This window comes from Paenibacillus tritici, assembly GCF_018207515.1.
Classification (GTDB): domain Bacteria; phylum Bacillota; class Bacilli; order Paenibacillales; family Paenibacillaceae; genus Paenibacillus_AQ; species Paenibacillus_AQ tritici.
In genome coordinates this window covers 312,003-334,457 of sequence record NZ_CP073365.1, presented here as the reverse complement: position 1 = coordinate 334,457, position 22,455 = coordinate 312,003, and the positions used below count along the sequence as shown (strand labels likewise).

General features: G+C 53.8%; 16 protein-coding genes. 6 read left to right on the top strand and 10 right to left on the bottom strand.

Annotated elements, in window-relative coordinates; translation table 11 throughout:
- Positions 1-80: 80 nt before the first annotated feature.
- From KDC22_RS01525 to KDC22_RS01490, 8 genes are all read right to left on the bottom strand, one after another.
- Positions 81-1,169 (bottom strand): glycoside hydrolase family 88 protein, encoded by a 1,089-nt coding sequence (locus KDC22_RS01525; RefSeq protein WP_246553231.1) that lies wholly within the window; start codon positions 1,167-1,169, stop codon positions 81-83.
- Complete coding sequence (locus KDC22_RS01520) at positions 1,166-2,887, bottom strand: glycoside hydrolase family 3 protein (RefSeq protein ID WP_211721845.1); 1,722 nt, start codon at positions 2,885-2,887, stop codon at positions 1,166-1,168. The genes KDC22_RS01525 and KDC22_RS01520 overlap by 4 nt, the downstream gene beginning before the upstream one ends.
- A 117-nt stretch (positions 2,888-3,004) precedes the next feature.
- The gene (locus KDC22_RS01515; RefSeq protein WP_211721844.1) at positions 3,005-6,517 is read right to left on the bottom strand and encodes a carbohydrate-binding domain-containing protein; all 3,513 of its coding nucleotides are present in this window, start codon (positions 6,515-6,517) and stop codon (positions 3,005-3,007) included.
- A gap of 133 nt (positions 6,518-6,650) precedes the next feature.
- Complete coding sequence (locus tag KDC22_RS01510) at positions 6,651-8,204, bottom strand: ABC transporter substrate-binding protein (protein WP_211721843.1); 1,554 nt, start codon at positions 8,202-8,204, stop codon at positions 6,651-6,653.
- 52 nt (positions 8,205-8,256) lie between these two features.
- Positions 8,257-9,150: a carbohydrate ABC transporter permease gene (locus KDC22_RS01505; RefSeq protein WP_211721842.1), complete on the bottom strand. Its 894-nt coding sequence runs from the start codon at positions 9,148-9,150 to the stop codon at positions 8,257-8,259.
- Positions 9,151-9,196: 46 nt separating this feature from the next.
- Positions 9,197-10,159 carry an ABC transporter permease gene (locus tag KDC22_RS01500; RefSeq protein WP_425517048.1) on the bottom strand — a complete coding sequence of 321 codons (963 nt, stop codon included), beginning with the start codon at positions 10,157-10,159 and terminating at the stop codon, positions 9,197-9,199.
- Between the two features lie 952 nt (positions 10,160-11,111).
- Entirely contained in the window at positions 11,112-13,661 is a 2,550-nt protein-coding gene (locus KDC22_RS33695) for a beta strand repeat-containing protein (RefSeq protein ID WP_281424953.1), read from the bottom strand.
- 303 nt (positions 13,662-13,964) lie between these two features.
- A complete protein-coding gene (locus KDC22_RS01490; RefSeq protein ID WP_211721840.1) occupies positions 13,965-15,434 on the bottom strand; it encodes an ABC transporter substrate-binding protein in 1,470 nt (489 codons plus the stop codon).
- A 130-nt stretch (positions 15,435-15,564) separates the two neighbouring features.
- On the opposite strand from KDC22_RS01490, the gene KDC22_RS01485 reads away from it, so the two are divergent.
- Together KDC22_RS01485 and KDC22_RS01480 are read left to right on the top strand one after the other, a co-directional pair.
- Positions 15,565-17,433 (top strand): sensor histidine kinase, encoded by a 1,869-nt coding sequence (locus tag KDC22_RS01485; RefSeq protein ID WP_211721839.1) that lies wholly within the window; start codon positions 15,565-15,567, stop codon positions 17,431-17,433.
- Positions 17,408-19,024, top strand: a complete 1,617-nt coding sequence (locus tag KDC22_RS01480; RefSeq protein ID WP_246553629.1) for a response regulator — start codon at positions 17,408-17,410, stop codon at positions 19,022-19,024. The genes KDC22_RS01485 and KDC22_RS01480 overlap by 26 nt, the downstream gene beginning before the upstream one ends.
- A 12-nt stretch (positions 19,025-19,036) precedes the next feature.
- Here KDC22_RS01480 and KDC22_RS01475 read toward each other — a convergent pair whose 3' ends face one another.
- Positions 19,037-19,765 carry a protein-glutamine gamma-glutamyltransferase gene (locus tag KDC22_RS01475; RefSeq protein WP_173135326.1) on the bottom strand — a complete coding sequence of 243 codons (729 nt, stop codon included), beginning with the start codon at positions 19,763-19,765 and terminating at the stop codon, positions 19,037-19,039.
- A 296-nt stretch (positions 19,766-20,061) separates the two neighbouring features.
- On the opposite strand from KDC22_RS01475, the gene KDC22_RS01470 reads away from it, so the two are divergent.
- From KDC22_RS01470 to KDC22_RS01455, 4 genes are all read left to right on the top strand, one after another.
- Positions 20,062-20,409, top strand: a complete 348-nt coding sequence (locus KDC22_RS01470) for a sigma-70 family RNA polymerase sigma factor (protein ID WP_343222027.1) — start codon at positions 20,062-20,064, stop codon at positions 20,407-20,409.
- Positions 20,410-20,568 carry a YvrJ family protein gene (locus tag KDC22_RS01465; RefSeq protein WP_343221902.1) on the top strand — a complete coding sequence of 53 codons (159 nt, stop codon included), beginning with the start codon at positions 20,410-20,412 and terminating at the stop codon, positions 20,566-20,568.
- A gap of 4 nt (positions 20,569-20,572) precedes the next feature.
- The gene (locus KDC22_RS01460) at positions 20,573-20,770 is read left to right on the top strand and encodes a helix-turn-helix domain-containing protein (protein WP_211721836.1); all 198 of its coding nucleotides are present in this window, start codon (positions 20,573-20,575) and stop codon (positions 20,768-20,770) included.
- A 149-nt stretch (positions 20,771-20,919) separates the two neighbouring features.
- Complete coding sequence (locus tag KDC22_RS01455; RefSeq protein WP_211721835.1) at positions 20,920-21,516, top strand: lysozyme; 597 nt, start codon at positions 20,920-20,922, stop codon at positions 21,514-21,516.
- Between the two features lie 82 nt (positions 21,517-21,598).
- On the opposite strand, the gene KDC22_RS01450 is transcribed toward KDC22_RS01455, so the two are convergent.
- Complete coding sequence (locus KDC22_RS01450) at positions 21,599-22,204, bottom strand: hypothetical protein (RefSeq protein ID WP_246553223.1); 606 nt, start codon at positions 22,202-22,204, stop codon at positions 21,599-21,601.
- Positions 22,205-22,455 lie beyond the last annotated feature (251 nt).

Genomic DNA, 22,455 nt, shown 5'->3' with positions numbered 1-22,455 from the left:
TACCGCTCCTACAGTTCCAAATTTCCCCTCCGCTTCTTTTGCTTTTTGTTTAGTTCTTTAGCACTTCTTATCTAGATGCTCTAGATACTGTCTATGCTGTCCAGCTGCTGTTGAGTCATTGCCTCTGTCAGCAGCTGCATCACCAGCCCCTGGCCATACAGCGCCGGATATCGTTGAACAGCGTTATAGGCTTCGACCGAGGGCATAACCGGAGTGCCTCCTGACACCCCCTCTACCTCCCCGTCTGCACGAATGAGCGGAAGAATTCCTTCCAGTGCTTTCACGGCGCTCCCCAGAAAAGAATCCTCCAGCAGACCGACCCTCACCGCCTTGAAGAAGCCGCAGGCGATACCGGCGCTGGCCGAGGTCTCCAGGTAATAATCCGGCCGGTCCAGCACGGTATGCCACAAGCCGCCCGCTCCCTGAACCAGCCGCAGGGCTGAGGCAAGCTTACGGTAACGGCTGTACAGCTCCTCCGGGACGGCAGCTATCCGCCCGGTTAAGGCCACAATCTCCGGGACAGAGAGGACAACCCAGGCATTGGCCCGGGCCCAGCGGGCGGCCGACATATGGTCGCCCGCCCGGCTGTTCCAGCCATGGAACAGCAGCCCCGTCTCCGGGTCCTGCAGCAGCCGCAGATGCAGGAGCGTCTCGTGCAAGGCGGCCTCCGCCAGTCTCCGGTCTCCGCTCAGCCCGGCAAGCCGGGCCAGGAACAGCACGGCCATATACACCGTATCCGCCCACACCTGTTCCGGGAATTCCGCCGCCTCGGTCACGGTATGCTCCAGCGCCCCTTCCCGGGTTCGCGGCGCAGACCTCAGTATCCATCCGGCAACGTCCCGAGCCTTGCTGAGGAACCAGGGGTCCCCGGTCAGCCGGTACAGCTCAGGGAACAGCGCATAGGGAGCCAGGGAGTTGATGACCAGAGCCCCCTCCGCCTTCACCTGATTCCGCTTCACCCAGAGCAGCAGGTAACCGGTCACCTTCTCCGCACCGGCGGCTGTGCCGTATTCCAATAAAGAGATCGCACCCACGCCCGGCACCCAGTCCCAGTGCTCCATATCCATCGCCCAATTGCCCTTGTGCTGTTCGGACCGCATATATTCAAAGATAAGGTCCAGCTTCTCCTCTAATTCCCGCCGTTCTCCTGACGCCCGCTTCGTACTCAAGACATTCTGATCCCCCTTGAACCGTAATCCTCCCCTTGCGTATCTGCATGGACCGGAGAGCTTCCCTGGAACGGAATCTCCCCGAACAGCGCCTGAACTGTAAGCTCTACCGTATCCTCATGCAGCGAATAAGCATTCACCAGGGTGTCGAGGAAGGGTATATCCTGAAGCAGATACGGCGAGGCAAAGGAAACGCCGATCGGCCGGATCGTCTCGGCATGCTGCATGGCCCAGATTGCCTTGGCCGCTTCGCCCACCGGACGGGCCGTATTCATCATCCCGTGCAGCGGCAGGAAATAAGGCGCAAAGGCAGCATCCCAGTGTACCCCGGACAGCTCCCATTGCCTCAGTGTAGTCAGCGGCTCGAATTCATCCAGAATATCCACTTGCAGCCCTCTAGCCTTAAGCTGTTCAACAAAAAGATTCATCCGTGCATATCTGCGCCCTTCCGTCACCTTATTCAGCATGATCACCAGCACCCGGCGGACTGTCTGCGGATTCAGGGGCAGCTGGCCGGTCCGGTTGCGGACCAGTGTAAGGCAGCGCCCGGCCAGCGCCCGGCTGAATTGCCTGACCTGCCGGTCCAGCTCCGGCCGCAGCTTGTCATCCAGCAGCGGCAGCGCTGCCCTGTCTTCCCCCGCAGCGCCGGCAGAATGCACTCCAAGCCGCGCCTTCATCTCCAGAATCCGCCGGACACTGGCGCTCAGCCGCTCCCGGCTTACCCGCCCGTCCGCCACCGCTTGCTCCATCACCGCGAAATATCTAACGCCCGGCCAGAGCAGCACATCCGTGCCGCAATTGAAGCAGTCTATGATGCGCATCTCATAGTCCCCCCAGGCCAGGAAACCGCCCATATCCAGCGCATCCGACAGCACCACCCCGTCGAAGCCCATTCGTTCACGCAGCAGTTCTGTCGTGATGCGCTCCGACACGGTTGCAGGGACAGGCTTCGTGCTGCCAGCCCCGCCCTCGATCCAGGGAAGCGCAATGTGGCCGGTCATATAAGACATAACGCCCTGATCTATGATGGTCCGGGATACCTCCCCGTAAGTGGAGAACCACTCCTCCTCAGACAGGCTATTAATCGTAGTAATGATATGCTGATCCCTGTAATCTACCCCGTCGCCGGGAAAATGCTTGGCGCAAGCAGCCATACCATAGTCCTGCATCCCCCGCATGAGTGCCGCAGACAGGCGCGCCGCCCGCCTGGCATCATCCCCGAGACAACGGGTCGTAATGACGGGATTCATCCAGTTCAGCAGCAGATCGGTTCCCGGTGCCAGCGCCCAGGTGAATCCGGCCGCCCGGCCTTCCATCGCGGTATATTTACCGTATTCGTAGGCCATATCTTCATCGTCGGCAGCAGCCAGGGCAAGCAGGGGCGGAAAAGCGGTCAGGCTCCTGACTGCGGAGCCGGCCCCGAATTCCAGATCACCGGAGAACAGCAGCGGCAGCCTGCTGATGCTCTGCAGCATTCCGGCCCAGCTCCGGTAATCCCCGGCCTTACCCGCAGCCTTCTGGATGACTTCTCCGCCGATGAAGAAGCTGCCGACCGGATATTGCTCCAGATACCTGCGCAGCGCTGCCTCATCATCTCCCTTGAACGGCAGTCTTCCTGCATGGTCCTGCATCGTCTGCCCGATCAGCTCACGCAAGCTCAATCCTTCCAGCGTGCGCTCTACCCAGTCCTGCTCTTCGTTGCTTAACGGCCTCTGCATAGTCCCGACTCCTCCCGGCAGTTTCTTGTCTCCAGTGTAACGATAATCCGGGCTGCCCTGAATACAGCCAGCTATAATATAAGTTCAAATTTCTATAATCCCCCGTTCCTCCCTCCGTCAGGGCAGAGCAATATGGAGGGTCTCACTGAGCTTGTTATTCTCCTTGTTCATCTCCGCATAACGCCAGATATCATTCACAAAAAAGCTGACTGTAAAGTCCCCGATGGTCGGCACTGTCCAGCGGGGCGTGCCTTGGGCGCTGCTGTTGGCCGTTAAGGTGATCTCTTCGCCCGGCTGAATCACACTGGTATTCGTATCCGTCCAGGATACTACCCCGCCGTTCACCGAGAAGGCTCCGCCGGTGATCTGGCCCAGGCCGGTCGAAGCATTCAGCGGCGTAGGACGGACGCCGATGTTCTTCACTTTGGCCCAGAAGATCAGGGAATCCCCAAGCTGCGGTGTGCTGTGCGTGGACGGGCTGCCATTGCTGTTCACGATATTCCAGCCGATACCGGTCACCGTCAGATCCGGCCCCGGCGCCGGCAGCACGGATTCATAGCTCTCGAACTCCAGCCCGCTGACCATAACTTTCCCGCCATTGCCTGCAATTTCAATCCGGTGCAGCCCGTACGCAAGACCCGTCAGCTCATAGACAATTTTGTGGTCGCCCTCCAGACCGGCCTGCGGAATCACTACGGTCTCCTTGTATTCACCGTCCACATAGACATCCGCACTGCCCATATCGCTCTTGATATCCGAACGCCAGCGGACGCCGATGCCGTTGAAGCTGAACCCGGCCGAAGCATCCGGCCCATACGTCACATGGGACACGCCGTTCGGTGCGGTCTCGAACCCGGTATAGTCTATATAAGCGTGATCATGGGCGACCGGATACCAGTGGGAGAGCGGAACATACAGACCCTCCTCCAGCTTGAAGTAATCAAGATTGGCACCTTTCCCGGCTGAAGTGAAGCTGATCGTGTTGTAGCCCGGCTGGAGTGTAATCCCATACTGCCTTGCAGTAATATTGGCCGTCCAGCTTCCTGTGGAGGGCAGTGTAACCGTGGACTGCTTCACTCCGTTCACGAGGATATTTTTCTTAGAATCCTCATTGGAAGCGTATACAATAGTTAAGGTGTAGCTTCCGCCGTTCGCAGAATCGAAGCCTTGGATCGCCAGGCCCCCGCTATGCGTCTGCTCGACGACCTTGCCGCCCGAGGCGCTGCTGTTGTTGCCGGTCCTTAGCGGAAGTGCAAAAGCGGTGGCTTCAGCCTCGAATTTGGACGGATCTCCCGCGGCATGAGGCGTAACCGGCATGACCGCTGTAGTTGCAGACACGGCTGCGCTGAGGGGCGATTCATTGCCGGAGTCATCCACAGCCTGAACCGTGTAGCTATAAGTGGTCTGCGGAGCCACCGTGTAGTCACTCCAGAAGGTCAGGCGTCCGGGAACATTGATTACCGGAACGGTTCCGCCGTCACGGTACACATTGTAGCTTACAACCGCATCATTATCCGTTGAAGCATTCCAGGTCAGCTTGATTTGCTCATGGCTTACTGCCGCTGCCGACAGACTGGCTGGAGCAGAGGGTGCGGTATTCTCCTGCTCATCCAGAATATACTGGACGGTCTCCCCGGCACCGAGTGACACTGTAAGTGTAATATACGGCGATGCTGTAAGCTGAACCCGGGAATAGGCGGCAGCATAGGTACCGCCTGGACCGAACCGTTCACCGGTATACGTTCCGCTGGAAGGCATCGCAACCCGGACCTCCATGGTTACCGGCGATGTCTCAAAGTTGACGAAATTCAGCAGAATTTTATTGGACGAAGCGCCTATAGCCGAAGTCCCCAGCGCCGAGGTATCGACTGCGCGGACATACGCTTTTTGCCCGGTTAATGCAGATGCATTGAGAACCTCGTAGCGGAGCGGACTTCCATGGGTAGCATAGGCGGCGGCCAGTCTGCGGAATGTCTTCAGCCGGGTCTCCCCCGATTCGTTGATATTGGCGGGCACTGCTGCCGTGTCCTCATAGCGGTGTGAATTCCAGTTGATCGCGGAATCGAACAGGCCAAATTCAGTCCCGTCGTTGAAGAAAGCCGCATGCTGCATAATATGGTCCACATAACCGATATTCCCGCGCAGCTCCCGGTCAAAAGCAGAAGCGAACCTGTAAGCAAACGTCCCGTATTTCGTATTGTCGGAATGGTTGTCATTGCTGCCGGTCTCACTCATCGCCATTTCCTTGCCGAAGCCTTCCTCAGAATCGCCATAGACCCGCAGATTCTCATACAGGCTTCCGCCCGGCAACGGCTGAACCCCGGTGCCTCCGTAGCTGTGGCCGTTGGTCACATCCGACAGTGCTTCAATCGCGGCCCGCTGGGCGGCATCCCGTTCCCAGCCGTCAGGTGTCCCGTTATACGGCCAGTACGCCCAGCCGGGGGCGACAATCTTCAGATACGGCTGGCTGTTACTCTGCCTCTCCTCATCCATCAGCCCGTGAAGCGCCAACACCGCCTTCTGTGCCCAGCCGAACAATCCCGGCTCATTGCCTGTCTCGGCATACTGGTACAGATCGCCGAATTTGCTGACAAATCCGCTGTAATAGCTCCGCAGCGCCGGGCTGATGGTGCCGGCGGCCAGCTCACTGTTACTCTTCCAGTTGCCGCCGATAATATTGACCATCGGTTCCAGATTGAGGTCGCGCAGCGTCTCCAGATAGGTCCGTCCCTGCGGGTCCCAGCCTGCGCTGGTATCCGACCAGAAGGAGGTGCGCATCCAGTTGCCGCTGTAGGCGATGCCCAGCCACTTGGTCATCGGCGCCAGATGCCGGATCGCATGCTCGTCATATCTGAAGGTCGACGCGGCAATGGTGCTTCCCAGATGCACATACCGTCCATGAATAGGCTCTGCGGCCTGCTCAGCCAGTGCATCCAGCCTGAGATAATCCCACTCGAACCACAGGTATCTGTCTCCGTCATAACCGGGAGACTGCGGATCGGCATATAACCCGCGGTCCAGAACCAGCTTAAGCTCATTCCCTCCGGCCTGCAGCATTTCCCGGGGAATGTAGAGTCTGTAGGTTTCTTTCCAGGTGCGCGAAAGGGGGGTCTCGCCGTCATTCAGCCCGGTAATCTGGATCAGCCCGCTGAAGCTGCCGTTGGTGAACACTGCCAGCTGTGGAATGGCGGTGCTTGCATCCAGTACCCTGAAGCTGAACTCCACGCCATAGAGCGGAACTTCTGTGAGATTGAAGGTAAGACTCATCGTCCCGTTGCGGTCCAGCTTCAGTCCGCGGGAGATGGTATTCCAGCTCTCGGAGCTTACGGGGAGGGGAATATTCTCACTGTACACATCTTGAAATACCGTGAATTCAGAGGAGCTGTTATCCTGCTCGCCCACCTGCCAGAGCAGCCCGGACGGCAGATAGGTATCCTCTGTGACTGTACTATTATGCATCGAATCAGCATTAGGCGCAGGCGGCGGGAGCTCTGCCGTGGATTCGTTGTTTTCCATCACAATCGCATCTGACGGCGGTCCGGCGGAATGAATCCAACCGGCCGGCATCAGAGCGGACATCAGCACCAGAACAGTAATGAGCAATTTGCCTGTAATTCTCTGAATTCGCATATTAACACCCTCTCTTATGATCAGATAGGGGCTCCCCAAGGGCTGGATCAGCGAAAGAGAATACCCGGTATCCGCGGCAGGCGGCCGCTGGGACTGCTGCTCTGAATACCGGGCGTGCTATGGCCATAGCTGCTTATTTGGCGGCCAGAAAAGCATCGAGCTGACTCTGAATTTCGGTAATCACAGCGTCCAGGCCGGCGGCCTTCAGCTTGCTGTTCATTTCCTTCAGGACCGGTTCAGGGTCCTTTTCCCCGGAGTACAGGGTATTCTTATACTGCTTCGTAATATTGATCAGGGCACCGATCTGTGATTGCACCTTGGTGGAATCGAAGACGAATCCGATCACCGGCGACACGGCGGCGTTCTTGTTCCAGTCCGTGTACAGCTGCACACGCTTAGGATCTTCGTCCTTGTTGAGGTAGTTCAGCAGCACGTTGCCGATCATCCAGGAGGATACGGAATTGTAGCCGCTCTCGGGAATGAATTCCACCGTGTCATTCTCCAGCTTCTTGTAATGCTTGCCTTCAATGCCGAAGGTCAGCAGGTTGTAGAGCACCGGATCGGTATGAATCAGATTCATGAACATCATGGCCCGCTCGGGGTTTTTGGAGGTTCTGGAGATGGCGAGCATCGAGCCTTGCAGACTTTTGGTGCTGACCCCCACCGGCAGCAGCGTCTTGATGATCATCGGCTTCTCGGCAAGCCGGGTCCAGTCATTGGTGGAGGTCGGATTCATGTTGCCGTAGACGAACCAGGCCTTGCCGCTTTTGACCGCATCCTTCAGCTCCGTCTTGTCTGTGGCCCCGTTCTTGTTAATATAACCTGCTTCATACCAGCTGCGGATCAGCTTCAGCCGTTCCACAATCTCCGGCGTATCGTATTCGTTGAATACCTTCATCGTCTTGTAGTCGAGCAGGGTCGGTATTTCATTGCTGCCGTCGAGATCCTCACTGTCCGGATAGGCGGTGAACCAGTGCAGGCTGTCGGTATGGTTCATGAACAGCGGCGAGAGAGCCGGTTCCTTCTCCTTAATCGTCTTCAGCATCGGTTCAATATCCTCCAGCTTCTTGATGCTGTTGACATCGAAGCCGTATTTATCCACAATCGCCTTGTCAAAAGCAAACCCGACCGACTGCCCCAGCTCCTTCTCGGTTGGAATCGCGTACAAATGTCCGTTCACCGTAGCGGCCTGGAGATAGGCCGGATTAATCTGTGCCTTCGTCTCCTTGGCATAGGTGTCGATCAGCTCCTCCAGCGGCAGGTACGCTCCCTTGGCGGCATTGGTCATGAAGTTCCAGGTATAGACCATATCGAACACTTCGCCGGACTGGATCATCAGGTTGACCTTGTCGGCGGGTTTATCCCAGCTTAGCTGGTTAATCTTGAGGGTGGCATTGATTTTATCCTTCAGGTAAGCATTGATCTCCTGCTCAACAGCAGCTACATCCTTATCCGGCCCGCCTGGCAGATACAGTGACAGCTCTACCGGTTCCAGCCCATCCGGCGCTTCTGTCCCGGCCGCTTCCGTTGCTGTGGCTTCCTTCGTGGCTGCCGGAGCTGTGGTGCTCTCTCCTGTTTTCTCTGTAGGCGCAGCCGGATTGTTGTTATTGCCGGAGCATCCGGCCAGGGTGAACCCCGCCATTAGCACCAATGACAGCAGCAGACCTGTGACTTTTTTACCTGCCATACTTTTTCCTCCCCTTGATGGATCAATATATGCTAATCGGTGGATGCCGAGGTTAGCCTTTAATGGAGCCAAGCGTCAATCCTTTGATGAAATACCGCTGGAAGAACGGGTAGGCCAGCACAATCGGGCCAATGCCGATCAGCGCCATCGCCATGCGGATAGTTTCCCCCGGCAATTTGGCCAGCTCTGTGGCCGAGCCTTGAATCAGTGCCCCGTTGCGGCTCAGGTAGTCGGCCTGGGAGATCATTTTGTACATGAGGTATTGCAGGGAGTAGAGGTCTGTATCGGTGATGAAGATCATGCTGTTGAACCAGTCGTTCCAGTAATGCAGGGTATTGAACAGCCCAATCGTGGCGAAGACCGGCAGGGACAGCGGAAATACAATCTTGAAGAAGGTCCGCAGCTCCCCGGCCCCGTCGATGGTGGAGGCTTCAATCAGCGCGGGCGGAACACTCATCTGGAAGTAGGTCTTCATAATCAGCACATTGAACGGAGACAGCAGCATCGGCACAATGAGCGCCAAGATGGAGTTCTTGAGATCCAGCACCTGGGTGTAGACCATATACCACGGCACCAGCCCGCCGCCGAACAGCATGGTGAAGAAGATCAGGAAGGCGAAGAGCCCCCGGTAGCGGAAGTCGGCCCGCGAGATCGGATACGCATACAGGGAAGAGATGAACACACTGACCAGCGTTCCGGTAATGGTGACGAAGAACGAGATGCCGTAGGCCCGCAGCACCACGCTGTAATCCTTGAAGATATAAGCGTAAGCCTCCAGGCTAAGCTTCTCCGGGATGAACTGATATCCGTTACGCACAATGTAATCGTAATCCGTAATGGAGATCATGAAGACGAGGACAATCGGCAGCAGGCAGGCCAGAGACAGGATGATAAAAATAACATGGAGGAGGATGTTAGTGAATCTGGATATTTCGTTATTCGCCACGGATTTACACTCCTTCTTAGGGTACATACGCCGCCTGGATATTTTGCTAAAATACAGCCTGATCCCTATCGACCTTGCGCACGATCCAGTTCGAGCCGAGGACCAGGAAGAAACCGACCACCGATTGGTACAATCCGGCCGCTGCGGACATCCCCAGATTACCCATATTAATCAGCGCGTTATAGACGTAGGTGTCGATGACCAGCGTTGTCGGGTACAGTGCCCCGGAATTCAATGTGGTCTGGTAGAATAGCCCGAAGTCGGAGCGGAAGATCCCGCCGATTGCCAGAATCGTGGTAATAATAATGACCGGCCGGATCAGCGGAATGGTGATATGCAGAATCTGCTTCCACTTGGTGGCTCCGTCAATCAGGGCCGCTTCATAATACTCGTTGTCAATACCGATGATGGCCGCGAGGTAGATGACACAGCCATAGCCCACCCCTTTCCAGAGGTTAACCAGCGGCAGAATGAACGGCCAGTACTTCGGCTCGGAATACCAGTTCAGCTCATCCAGCCCGAACAGGGCGAAGATTCCTTTGTTAATGAAACCGTATTCAACATTCAAGAAGGCGAACACAAGATAGCTTACTACCACCATCGACAGAAAGTACGGGAAGAACATGATACTCTGATAAAATTTGGCGGCCAGCTTGTTCCTCAGCTCATTCAGGGCAACCGCAATGGACACGGCGATGACCAGATTGAGAATGATAAACACGAAGTTGTAGAGCACCGTATTGCGGGTAATAATCCAGGCATCCGAGGTGGCGAACAGGAATTTGAAGTTATCCAGCCCCACCCACGGACTGCCGAGAATCCCGTCCACATAGTTGATATTCTTGAAGGCAATGATGATCCCGAACATCGGCAGATAATTATTGACCAGCAAAAACACCACACCCGGCAGCAGCATCAGCAGCAGAACCTTATGCTTGCGCAGATGCTTCAGCACGGGCTTCTTCTTGTTCCGGCCTACCGGCAGGCTGCCGCCGCCCGGATTAGCCATGCTTTTCTTATCCTCTGTAATCATGCCTTCCGCCTCCTGATTCCTTCAGCAGTTCCTCTCTTCCATGTCTTAAGTGTAGCCGCAGAAGGACCGATGCTAAATAAGGCCATCTATAATAAAAGTTCAAAATCCTACGGAGTTTCGATCGGGCGGCTACCGTCCGCTTCCGGCGGATTGGAGTGCACTTTTGCTCTTCCGGGGCGACTGCCGCCCGCTTCCGGCGGAATGGGGTGCACTTTTGCTCCTCCTTGGGCGACTGCCGCCCGCTTTAGGCGGATTGGGGTGCACTTTTGTTCCTCCGGGGCGACTGCCGCCCGTTTCCGGCGGATTGAGGTGCACTTTTGCTCTTCCGGAGCGGCTGCCGTCCGTTTTCGGACGCATCAGAGGGATTTATCCCTTTCCTTGCTGCACATCGCCCGCTTCCGCCCGCATCAGAGGGATTTATCCCTCTCATTTCCGCACATCGCCCGCTTCCGGACGCATCAGAGGGATTTATCCCTCTCATTTCCGCACATCGCCCGCTTCCGGACGCATCAGAGGGATTTATCCCTCTCATTCCCGCACATCGCCCGCTTCCGGCCGCATCAGAGGGATTTATCCCTTTCATTTCCGCACATCGCCCGCTTCCGGACGCATCAGAGGGATTTATCCCTCTCATTTCCGCACATCGCCCGCTTTCGGCCGCATCAGAGGGATTTATCCCTCTCATTTCCGCACATCGCCCGCTTCCGGCCGCATCAGAGGGATTTATCCCTTTCATTTCCACATAACGCCTGCTTCCGGCTTATGATGAGTTAGCAATCCTGTCCTAATAAACATGAATTCCCCCGAAAGTTGAATTAAGCGTAAGCGGGCACATCCAAGCAACACAAAGGGTGCTCCACGATTGGTAACTGTGGAACACCCTTTTGTGTTTAGCTGAAACTTATCTTGCCGGTCTGATTTGATGTGACTAGGTCAGTCTATGCACCGACCATACAACACCTGAGGAAGCACCGCCAAGATCTAGCGGCAGTGTTAATCCATCTGCTACATAGAACAGTCCGATTACGTCGCCTGCCGTCAATTCGAATTCACCTGTCAAGGTTACCGTGCCGTTGCCAAGAATCGTCCGGAGGGTCAGCAGAAGTGCAATGTTAACATTCAGCAGCGGGAACAATCCTGTTACCAGATCTGTTACCGTTGGAGAGCTTCTCCGCACTACAAAAGCCGGATTGACTCCCGCACCTAACGCCACCGAGATTGCAGCCGTAGTACTGTAGTTAATGGTAGCCTCAAATGAGTATCTGCCGGTTGCCGGAATCGTATAATTACCCGTTGTTTCGTTAAAAGTCGTACTGTCGTAATAAGGAGTTGTCACCGTCCAGCCTGTGAGCTGCGTACTGGTCGCTGCCGAGAATGTAGGCAAAAACGCGGAGAACCCTTCAATTGCGATATTGGGGCCAGTCGCCCCGGTCACTCCCGCCACTCCGGTCGCTCCAGTCACTCCAGCCGATCCGGTCGCCCCAGTCACTCCCGCTACTCCAGTCGCACCCGTCACTCCTGCTACTCCGGTCGCCCCAGTCACTCCCGCTACTCCAGTCGCACCTGTCACTCCTGCTACTCCGGTCGCCCCGGTCACTCCCGCTACTCCGGTCGCCCCAGTCACTCCCGCCGCTCCGGTCGCACCCGTCACTCCCGACGCTCCGGTCGCACCGGTCACTCCTGCCGCTCCGGTCGCCCCGGTCACTCCCGCTACTCCGGTCGCCCCAGTCACTCCCGCCGCTCCAGTCGCCCCGGTCACTCCTGCTGCTCCAGTCGCCCCGGTCACTCCCGCTACTCCAGTCGCACCCGTCACTCCCACCGCTCCGGTCGCCCCAGTCACTCCCGCCGCTCCAGTCGCCCCGGCCACTCCTGACGCTCCAGTCGCCCCGGTTGCTCCCGCTACTCCGGTCGCCCCAGTCACTCCCGCCGCTCCAGTCACTCCTGCTACTCCAGTCGCTCCCGTCACTCCCGTCACTCCCGCCGCTCCGGTCGCCCCAGTCACTCCCGCCGCTCCGGTCGCACCCGTCACTCCCGTTGCTCCAGTCGCACCAGTTACTCCCGATGCTCCAGTCGCACCCATCACTCCCGCCGCTCCGGTCGCACCCGTCACTCCTGCTGCTCCAGTCGCACCCGTCACTCCTGCTGCTCCAGTCGCACCCGTCACTCCCGCTACTCCAGTCGCACCCGTCACTCCCGCTACTCCGGTCGCACCCGTCACTCCCGCTACTCCGGTCGCACCCGTCACTCCCGCTACTCCGGTCGCACCCGTCACTCCCGCTACTCCGGTCGCACCCGTCACTCCCACCGCTCCGGTCGCCCCGGTTACTCCCGCCGCTCCGGTCGCCCCGGTTACTCCCGCCGCTCCGGTCGCCCCGGTCACTCCTGCCGCTCCAGTCGCCCCGGTCACTCCCGCCGCTCCAGTCGCCCCGGTCACTCCCACCGCTCCGGTCGCCCCGGCTACTCCAGTCGCACCTGTCACTCCCGATGCTCCGGTCGCCCCGGTCACTCCTGCCGCTCCAGTCGCCCCGGTCACTCCCGCCGCTCCAGTCGCCCCGGTCACTCCCACCGCTCCGGTCGCCCCGGTTACTCCTGACGCTCCAGTCGCCCCGGTTACTCCCGCTACTCCGGTCGCCCCGGTCACTCCCGCCGCTCCGGTCGCCCCGGTCACTCCTGACGCTCCAGTCGCCCCGGTTACTCCCGCTACTCCGGTCGCCCCAGTCACTCCCGCCGCTCCAGTCGCACCCGTCACTCCCGCTACTCCGGTCGCCCCAGTCACTCCCGCCGCTCCGGTCGCCCCGGTCACTCCCGCTACTCCGGTCGCCCCAGTCACTCCCGCTACTCCAGTCGCACCAGTCACTCCCGCTACTCCAGTCGCTCCCGTCACTCCTGACGCTCCAGTCGCACCCGTCACTCCTGCTACTCCAGTCGCACCCGTCACTCCTGCTACTCCGGTCGCACCCGTCACTCCCGACGCTCCGGTCGCACCCGTCACTCCCACCGCTCCGGTCGCCCCGGTTACTCCCGCTCCAGGTCCTGTCGCACCCGTCACTCCCGCCACTCCAGTAGCACCCGTCGCCCCGGTCACTCCGGCCCCTGTCGCTCCGGTCGCCCCCGTTATGCCTAATTCGCCCGTTAATTCACCCGAGACCAGGCGGTGGGCGGTTACCAGTTGGCCGGTGCTGCTCTTGCCCCATACCGATATCCGGATCGGATCATCCGTTGTCGCTGATGTAACAAACAGAAATTCAAAAGCGTCCAGATCCGCATAGTAAGTGTTAGAAATAGATTCGTTCGCAGCTACGTTAATAGTTTCACTGACATACACGGTTCTTACTCCTCCGAGCATGTAATAGCCTTGTACCAATAATGTGGAAGCTTCCAGAGAACTGCGGTTATCAATTCTGACTGTAACCTGCGTAGTCGGTCTAACTCCTCCAACCTGGTTATTTTCCAGTGGTCCTGTTGATAGAAAGGTCATCTCCCCGTCTCCTTTATGAATATCTTTTTTTAATTTTCCTGCTACATACTTCCTTTCACTGCTGAATCTATCTCTTCTCTTAATAGAAGCCAGCACGGAAACTAGCAGCACAAAGAGGCGATTAATATAGTAGTATTCCATTAATTCCCTTATGGTATGGACATTACAGCTTCATTGCGGCACTCATCCTATATAAATAGGAGACAACACAAAGGACCCCTCCCGCGGCCGCTGTGACCAGGAAAGAGCCCTGAATATAGCCCTGCTATTATTGTATTCCTGTCCTTACCGAGCCTGCTCTTCTTACTCCTTACTCAACCGGCTCTGTTGGCTCTCTCCCTTCAAGGGCTCCCGGGGATCGAAGTCCGGATAGATATACTCATCACGCTCAAAAGAATACCCCGTATCTGCAATGTCGAGCATCTGATTCAGCCGCTCTGTCTCGCTGCGCAGCCCCTGGCGAAGTCCAATTTCCCCTTCGATAATCCGCAGATACAGCTGCATTCTTGGACGGTCACCCGAATCGCGCGGCTCCGTAGATACCGTGTTAGGATCGTACTGGTCCATAATCTGCGGGGCAGGCGGATAGATGGATTCTGCCGCCGTGGGGTAGAATTCCTTGAAATGCCCCAGTCCGGGGGCTGTACTGGGCAGGTTGAGAATCCCATCTACAACCGGCAGGGCCAGCGCCTGCTGATAGAGAATCGTCAGGAACTCCTTCGACTGAAGGAATCTCCATACCTTAACCGCCGCCTCCCGTCCGCCAGACGCGCTGTTCACAACAAGCGGAGAGTGGGGGACCATCATCAGGGCGCCTGCCTTATACTTCGACAGATCCGCAACCGGCGGCAGAACCACTCCCCAGTCATCCTTAGGCATATACTCCTGCAGCTTCACATAATCTTTGCTGGTGACATACATCATGCCGATATTGCCATCGGCGAACTGCCGGAGGGCGCTGTTCCGCTTAAGCAGAGCCTCTCCCGGATAGAGACTGCCCTGCTGCTTCATCTCTATCACCATTTGGAGCCAGGGGGCATACACACTCAGGTCATAACGGCCCGTCCGGTAATCATAGAAATAATAACCGCTGTAGGTATTCGACATTTCAAGTCCGGTCTGCAGACTGTCCTGGGTATCCCCTGCGGGCAACACAAATCCGTATTTGTTCACCCCTACTCCGGCCTTGCTGATCTGCAGGGCGGCTTGCTTCACCGCTCCGAAGGTCAGCGGAGGCTGCTCCGGGTCCAGTCCGGCACTACGGAACAGTTGCTTGTTGTATACCAGGCGCACGGTATCAATGCTGGAAGGCAGGAAATAGATTCCGCCCTTGAACAACGAACCGGACGCATAGTCCCTGGCCCATGAAGGGAATCGCTCCAGATAGCCAGGCTCCAGCTCCACAGCCAGGTTAGCCAGATATCCCTTGTTCACATAGGTAGCCAGCCAGGCATTGTCTACGCTGAACACATCCGGTCCCCGGCCGGAGGTCATGAGCATGTTCAAGGTGTCATCGTAGACATCGGCAGCGATATCCATCACTTCAATCTCAATCTGATCAGGATTGGTTCGATTAAATTGACTGATCGCATTCTTCACTTCCAGGTTCTCCGTCCAGTCATAGAGGGCGATCTTCACCCGGGTTGTCTGCACCGGCACACCGGCAGGCTGTTCCGGGGTGAAGTCCGGCAGCAGCGGGCGGTCATAGACCATAGTATAGATAGCAAGCCCGCAGCCTAACAGAGCGATGAGATAGAACAGGAATCTTTTCATGCTACACCTCCTGCGTTGACATCAAGACTTCTTGCGTTTTACAATGAATACCAGCTATTGATGGGTATTATCCAGGATTCTCCGGTAAATGGAAAGGCCCGAACATCAGCTTAGCTGAAGGAGGACTCCGATGAAGACATGGTTTGATTCATTGTCGAAGACTCTCTTCCTGTACCATTTCAGCATCCGCAGCCGCCTGATCCTCTATTTCCTCTTCCTCGTCCTTCTACCGACCACAATTATATCGGTCACGATCTATAACAAATCTGCGGATATCATCACCCGAAATATGAATACATCCATTGAGAATAACTTCAATCTGGTGCAGGATAATCTGGCCCGGCGGTTCGAAGCGGCTAATAAATCCATGATTGCGCTGTACCTGAATTCGGAATTCGCGGACCTCATCTCCTCCAACCGGCCCACAGACAGCACCGGAATTATTAACGAGCTGGCTGCCCTAAGTAAAATCCTTGAGAATTTCCCTTCGAACGGTACATCCGGCAGCAGCTTCGTTCCTATGCTCTATATGCTGAACCGGCCGGAATATACCCAATATAATTTCTCAAGGCGTGTATTCAATATCGACCTTATCACCCTGAAGCCCTGGTATTTAAGCATTCCGGCCAAATCTGATTTCGCAGTCGTGGGCCTTAGCTCGCTGGATTCCAGGTTCACCCTCAAATTTGCGAGGCGACTGTTCGGTATCCGCCATGCACAGCTGCCCTATGTCGGACTGTTAACCATTGATATTCCCGTTGCCGAATTCGGCACGCTGCTGGAGCATTACAAACCAACGCCCGGCAGCAAGGTCTATATCGTAGACAGAACCGGAACGATTGCCATTAGCGCCGAACCGGCGCTCATCGGCCAGAACATCGTCTCACAAGATTACTACAGCAAGCTGAACACGACTCCAGGCAGCTCAGGCAATCCCTCCACTCTTCATTCCTTCCACCATCCCATGGGCAGCGAGGATATGCTCGTCTCGTTCAAAACCCTGGAGAACACCGGCTGGACGATTCTATCCTTCTCGCCTGTCCGTGAGCTTAACGGGGAGCTGATCTCCTTCCGCCGGGTCATGTATATCGTTATAAGTATTTGTATGCTGGTCTCATTCCTTATGGCCCTCTTGCTGTCAGAGAATATCTCGGCGCCCATCCGCAAGTTCATCCAGTCGATGTCACATGCCGAGAACGGGAATTTCAATATTCCCATCCGCTACCGGCGCAAGGATGAATTCTCCTATTTGTTCAACCGCTATAACAAGCTGCTGCAGCAGATTAAGGCGCTGATTGATAAGCTCTACGTCACCGAACTCCGCAAAAAAGAAGCCGAGCTTCAAATGCTCCAGGCCCAGATCAATCCGCATTTTCTATACAACACGCTGGACTCCATTAACTGGATTGCCATCAACCACGAGATTCCCGAGATCAGCAGCATGGTAACCTCGCTGTCGGATTTCTTCAGATACAGCTTAAGCAAGGGACGCAACATTATTCCGCTCCGCGATGAGCTGCGGCAAGTGGAGAGCTATCTGCAAATCCAGCAGTTCCGGTTCCAGGACCGGCTTAAATATGAATTGGAAGAGACAGACCAGGCGCTGATAGAGGAATGTTTAGTGGTTAAGCTGAGTCTGCAGCCGCTCGTGGAGAACGCCCTGATTCACGGGATACAGCAGCGGCGGGGTACGGGCACCATCCGCATCCGGGTTGAGAGGGCGCAGGACGTCCTTAGTATCTCCGTGTTTGATGACGGAATAGGCGCTGACCCCGCGCGGCTGAACCTGCTGCTGACAGATCCCCACCAGCCGGGCAACCAGTCTTACGGTATCCGCAATGTGCATATGAGAATCCGGCAGTTTTTCGGAGAGTCCTACGGAATCCGTTATTACACCAATACCGAGGATGGCTGCGGTCTGCTGGCGGTCATCCGGTTTCCGGTGGTTACTACTTGGAATGAGGTGAGTGAAGATGTTAACGATGATCGTAGCGGATGATGAGCCGTATATTCGCAGCAGCCTGATCCGTGCGTTCGATTGGCAGGAGGAATTCGGCATTGAGATTATCGGCGAAGCCTCGGACGGTCTGGAAGCCTATGAGTTATGTCTGAAGCTTACGCCGGATATTCTGTTCACCGATATTATGATGCCGCTGATGGGAGGGCTTGAGGTAGCAGAGAAGCTGCGGGAAGCAGGCTGCCCTACCCGAATCATTATTATCAGCGGCGCCCAGGACTTCTCCTATGCCAGAGATGCGCTGAAGGTCAGCGCCGAGGGATATATTCTGAAGCCTGTCAAGCTGCCCGAGATCCGCAGTGTTTTTCGCCAGACGGTTGCCAGGCTAACAGAGGAACGTGCGCAGCAGATGGATGTGAGGCAGCTGAAGCAGCAGCTCCATGACAATATGCCGCTGCTCCGGGAGAAATTCCTGCAGAATCTGATTGCCGGCCTGTACCGCAAGGAGGAGGATATCTGGCAGAAGATCGACTATTTCGCCCTGCCCTTCAAGCGGGGGATGACACTAACCGCCTGTGTACTGCAGCTTGATGAGTACCGGAGCGCGGTTGACAAATACTCGGAGGAGTATAAGCAGCTGCTCTATTTCTCCATCCAGAATGTCATCAACGAGTGCCTGACCGGTCACCCCTGCTCCATCAGCTTCGTGGCCAGCGAGAATGAGTTCATTCTGGTGCTCTGCACACCGCAGACGCCTTCGGCCCATTCCATCTCAGCAACCTGCGAACAGATTATCGGCAACCTCCAGAAGTATCTTCGGCTGGATGCCTCGGTCGGCATCGGCAGGGCTTGTCTGCTTGCAGGCCAGCTGGAGGATTCCTACAAGGATGCCCTGACTGCGCTGGTGTACAAATTCTATACCGGCCATGCCTCCGTCCTCTACATTAAGGATATCCAGCCGGACACAGAGACGCTGCAGAGCACTTTTTTCTATAAATTCCAGGCCCGGCTGATGAATGAATTGAAGGCAGGACATACGGACACCGTCATCGGGCTGATGGAGCAGTTGTTCACCAAGCTGGCCGGCCCCAAGCTGAAGATTGAATATGTACAGAGTATCTGTGCAGAGATGATTTTCACCTCCGCCAGAGCCTTATATGAGATAGATGAGGATATCCGGCAGGTCCTGAGTGACCGCATCACCATCATGGATAAGCTGTATCAGCAGAAGAACATCACTGACCTCAAGGCGTATATGCTGTCCCTGCTGCATGACTTAAGCGCGTATATAGCAGGCAAAAACACCTCCAAAAACAGCCGGATCATCAGCAGAATCCGTTCCATTGTCCAGGAGGGCTACGCCTCTGAGCTTTCGGTTTCAAGGATCGCCGAGGAGGTCTACCTGACACCTAACTATATCAGCCTGCTTTTTAAGAAGGAGACCGGCGGGACCATCACCGACTACATCACGCAGATCCGCATAGGCAAGGCGAAGGAGCTGCTGCTGAATACGGATCTGAAGGTAATGGAGATCTCGGAGCGGGTCGGCTATGAGAATCCCCATTACTTCAGCACTGTGTTCAAAAAAAACGTCGGCCTGCACCCGCTTAAATTCCGTTCGGCCAAAGGCTAAACCGCCCCGGCGTTAGCGGATAATATAGGATTTCACGCCTATTCTGGAATAGATGGCTTCTCCTGCTTCATCCTTGCCGGATACCGGAGGACCGAAGCGTGCGTTGCCCAGTGAAGCGATATAGGCGAAGTCCGGGTGAAGCCCCTCATCCGCCAGGTACGCCGAGGTCCGGCTGCCCGGCACCCGTTGCCTATTCAGCGAAGTAATCATCTCGGAGGCGCTCTTAATCCCCAGTCCATGCCCATAGTAACGGTCAGCCGATAACATAATCGCATTCTCCCCCTGCCATTCCGGTTTATTCGGATCATGGTCGGGATTCTTGAAATAGACAACATCGCCCGGCTGCAGCTCGGCCAGGTTGAACGTGGTAATCATCTTCAGATTGCTGTCATAGCTCCAGTCCCACAGGAACAGACCAGTGAAATAACGGTTGAAGGCAGCCTCCCCGATCATACTGATGGTCGCTCTATATAGAATCATCACCATCGCCATAGCGCATTCAAAGGCATACAGCTGTCCATTCACAAAAATATCATTGATCGCTGCCGAAGGTGTTACATTAGCGTTCAGCTCGAAGCCCCCATTGGCTGTACGGGTCCAAAATCTCGGATTGCAGCGGGAGTTCTTGAACGTTGAGAAATCCGTCCCCCCTGCATTCATCGCCCGGGCCGCCGCAATAATCTCCCCCCGCATCCTCATCTCAAATGCCGGATTTGCCGGAGGCGTATATCCATACCCCATTCTGCTTCCCCCTTTCATCTTCTTGTCATGAAATATAGGTTATTGTACGTATCGGGCCGCAATTGGTGCGGAGGAGTTTGCTTACTGTGCCAAAAGAACCGGCTTTTGCCGGTGCTCTCCTTCCTGTGCCGCTGCCCGGTCCTCAGCACCATAGATTTAGTTTCATTGACTGCAATATTAACAATGTTAAAATATAGGAACATACGTTCTTTATTTTGGAAAATGGTTGTAAAAAATACATTTCATTTCTCTTTATAGGGTAGGAGTACTCTCTTTTTAAAAAGGACGGGGGGCTTATATTCATATACTACAACTCTATCAATTATGACAAAAAAAGACGAATGAAGGACAGCCGGTTTCCTCTGACTTTAGACAACGATGAAAACCTGGAGTCCATCTTACTTACCACTTATGATGCTGAATCTGTACCACCAAATTTAAGAGATCACATTACGGATCACTCCCTTTATCAAGCCTATGAATCCTTATCAGTGCAGCAACAAAAGATTCTATCTTTTGCTTATGTACAAGCACTAAATGACAAAGAAATAGCCGGAATATTGGGAGTGTCGCAACAAAATGTTTCGAAACACCGCTTAAAAGCCCTAACTAAATTGCGCAGCTTAATAACGGAAGGGGGATGAATGATGACGGAGGGTGACATCGCTACTTTCATTGCTAATTTAGGCTTCCCGATTGCAATTACTTTGTATCTGCTTATTCGTTTTGAAAAGAAAATATCTGATTTAAGCGAGGCTATTAATGCTTTAAAAAATGAAATACAAAAAAATGTAAAGCGGTGATTTTATGTTGGCCGAACTTTTAGTACAAGCACAGCAACACCATGATCAGGGGGCAACACTACATATCCTAGAATCTTTCACACCAAAGATCAAAGCCTCCTTGCGACAAGTCCCCGCCGATCACCGGGAAGATTTGAAACAGGAGCTCTATGTCAAAATGATTGAGGTTATACAGACCTTTGATATTAGTGATTTGAAATAAAATTTGGAGAGTGGTTGTAAATAAAGAGACTCATTTCTCTTTATATAATGTGAAGGCAATATGGCATTGCAGAAAACTCGGGAATGGTGCTCTGGCTTTGATTCCTCCCTATTGTTCTTCTACTAAAAATAATTTCAGGAGTGATAATTATGGCAAATCTAGGCACTGGTGGAGCAGACCTTATCAAATCGCATGAGGGATTTTCCTTGAAATTTTATGGAGATCCTGTTGGGTATCCAACAGTTGGATGGGGACATCTGATAACAAAGACTAAAACATATACTAAAAATACAACAGGTAATCCAAATGATTCTCTTCTAACCCAAGCACAAGCTAATGCTCTATCTAGCTCTTTGAATCTAGGTTACACTTCACCAATTTCTCAGACTCAAGCAAATAATTTTTTTACAAATGATACTGCAAAGGCTGTAGCAGCAGTAAATAAATTAGCACCTCCTAACGGTCATACATTTTCACAATCTCAGTTTGATGCACTTGTTTCGCTCACTTTTAACGGAGGTTCTGGGGTGCTAGCAACCGCTGATGTACAAGCTATGCTTAAATATGAGCAGATATATCCATCTTTTATTGGCCCACGTACTACAAATGAACTTGATACTTGTTCAAGATTGGTCAGCAAGGCATTTTCATATGATCGAAATTTACAAAGACGAAGAAATGAAGAAGCAACTTTATTCTGTAAGGGCAGTGGATATACTCACAAATATCCAGTATATACAGTGTAGTTTATTCGTTTTACAGCATAAACAAGAAAGGTCAGCCTAAAGAGGCTGACCTTTCTTGGCTTATTACGTAACCATAATTCATTTAATCTGTAATTTTTTTAAGCTCAAAAATAGTTGCCTCTGATAACAAGATAAGCCTATCGTTATTAACAACAAAAAAAGTTACACTTACAGGTATTCTAAGTTTTGTAGAAGGGTCACTTATATCCATTACTTTTAATACATCATTTATCTTTAAATCTGGGATATCTATTTTATATGATCTATAAAAAGCGTCAGAGTTATAACATGTCTCTGTAATTTGATATAATGGATTTTTTAATTCATATTGATACTTACTATAGTTTTTAAGTCCTTTTGATGAAAAAAAGTCTTTTTTGATGATAATTTCATCTCCAATAAATTTTTGCCCTGTTGGATATTCAGAAGCATCATTATATGAATTTGCAAATCCTAAAAGCTTCTCAACCTTCCAGGTTCCAAAGAAATATTTTTCAGTTTCACTATCCAAATTTATACGTTCTACAGTACAATATTCATCAGTATTTTGTTCCGGCTGTGTTGCTGCTTGTTTACTGGGAGACTGACCCGGCACTTGCGTAACCGTTGCGGGCGTACCTGATCCACCACATCCTGAAAGTAAAACGACACTCAACAACATCACTATACCAAGCTCTTTTTTTAACACAATAATCTCCCTTCGGCTACCTAGCAGAAATTATATCAGAGCAAATGAATCCATGAATGACATATAATTAACATTATTTAATATTTAAGTTAAATTTTTGTTATCCAATCCATTCCATAGGAAGTACACTACACCTAAATGTATCCCTCTCATATACTATTACGTTATTATCCTTCCCCTCACAGCTACTCCTTTCCTATTTTTTACTTATTATACCATATATATTCTTCCCTCATTAAGGTTCATCTATT

What these genes read in the sequence shown, in the direction of transcription:
- KDC22_RS01520 (WP_211721845.1), bottom strand. Translation starts at nt 2,887, where the DNA reads ATGCAGAGGCCGTTAAGCAACGAAGAGCAGGACTGGGTAGAGCGCACG.
- KDC22_RS01515 (WP_211721844.1), bottom strand. Translation starts at nt 6,517, where the DNA reads ATGCGAATTCAGAGAATTACAGGCAAATTGCTCATTACTGTTCTGGTG.
- KDC22_RS01510 (WP_211721843.1), bottom strand. Translation starts at nt 8,204, where the DNA reads ATGGCAGGTAAAAAAGTCACAGGTCTGCTGCTGTCATTGGTGCTAATG.
- KDC22_RS01500 (WP_425517048.1), bottom strand. Translation starts at nt 10,159, where the DNA reads ATGGCTAATCCGGGCGGCGGCAGCCTGCCGGTAGGCCGGAACAAGAAG.
- KDC22_RS33695 (WP_281424953.1), bottom strand. Translation starts at nt 13,661, where the DNA reads ATGACCTTTCTATCAACAGGACCACTGGAAAATAACCAGGTTGGAGGA.
- KDC22_RS01490 (WP_211721840.1), bottom strand. Translation starts at nt 15,434, where the DNA reads ATGAAAAGATTCCTGTTCTATCTCATCGCTCTGTTAGGCTGCGGGCTT.
- KDC22_RS01485 (WP_211721839.1), top strand. Translation starts at nt 15,565, where the DNA reads ATGAAGACATGGTTTGATTCATTGTCGAAGACTCTCTTCCTGTACCAT.
- KDC22_RS01480 (WP_246553629.1), top strand. Translation starts at nt 17,408, where the DNA reads ATGTTAACGATGATCGTAGCGGATGATGAGCCGTATATTCGCAGCAGC.
- KDC22_RS01475 (WP_173135326.1), bottom strand. Translation starts at nt 19,765, where the DNA reads ATGGGGTATGGATATACGCCTCCGGCAAATCCGGCATTTGAGATGAGG.
- KDC22_RS01465 (WP_343221902.1), top strand. Translation starts at nt 20,410, where the DNA reads ATGATGACGGAGGGTGACATCGCTACTTTCATTGCTAATTTAGGCTTC.
- KDC22_RS01460 (WP_211721836.1), top strand. Translation starts at nt 20,573, where the DNA reads ATGTTGGCCGAACTTTTAGTACAAGCACAGCAACACCATGATCAGGGG.
- KDC22_RS01455 (WP_211721835.1), top strand. Translation starts at nt 20,920, where the DNA reads ATGGCAAATCTAGGCACTGGTGGAGCAGACCTTATCAAATCGCATGAG.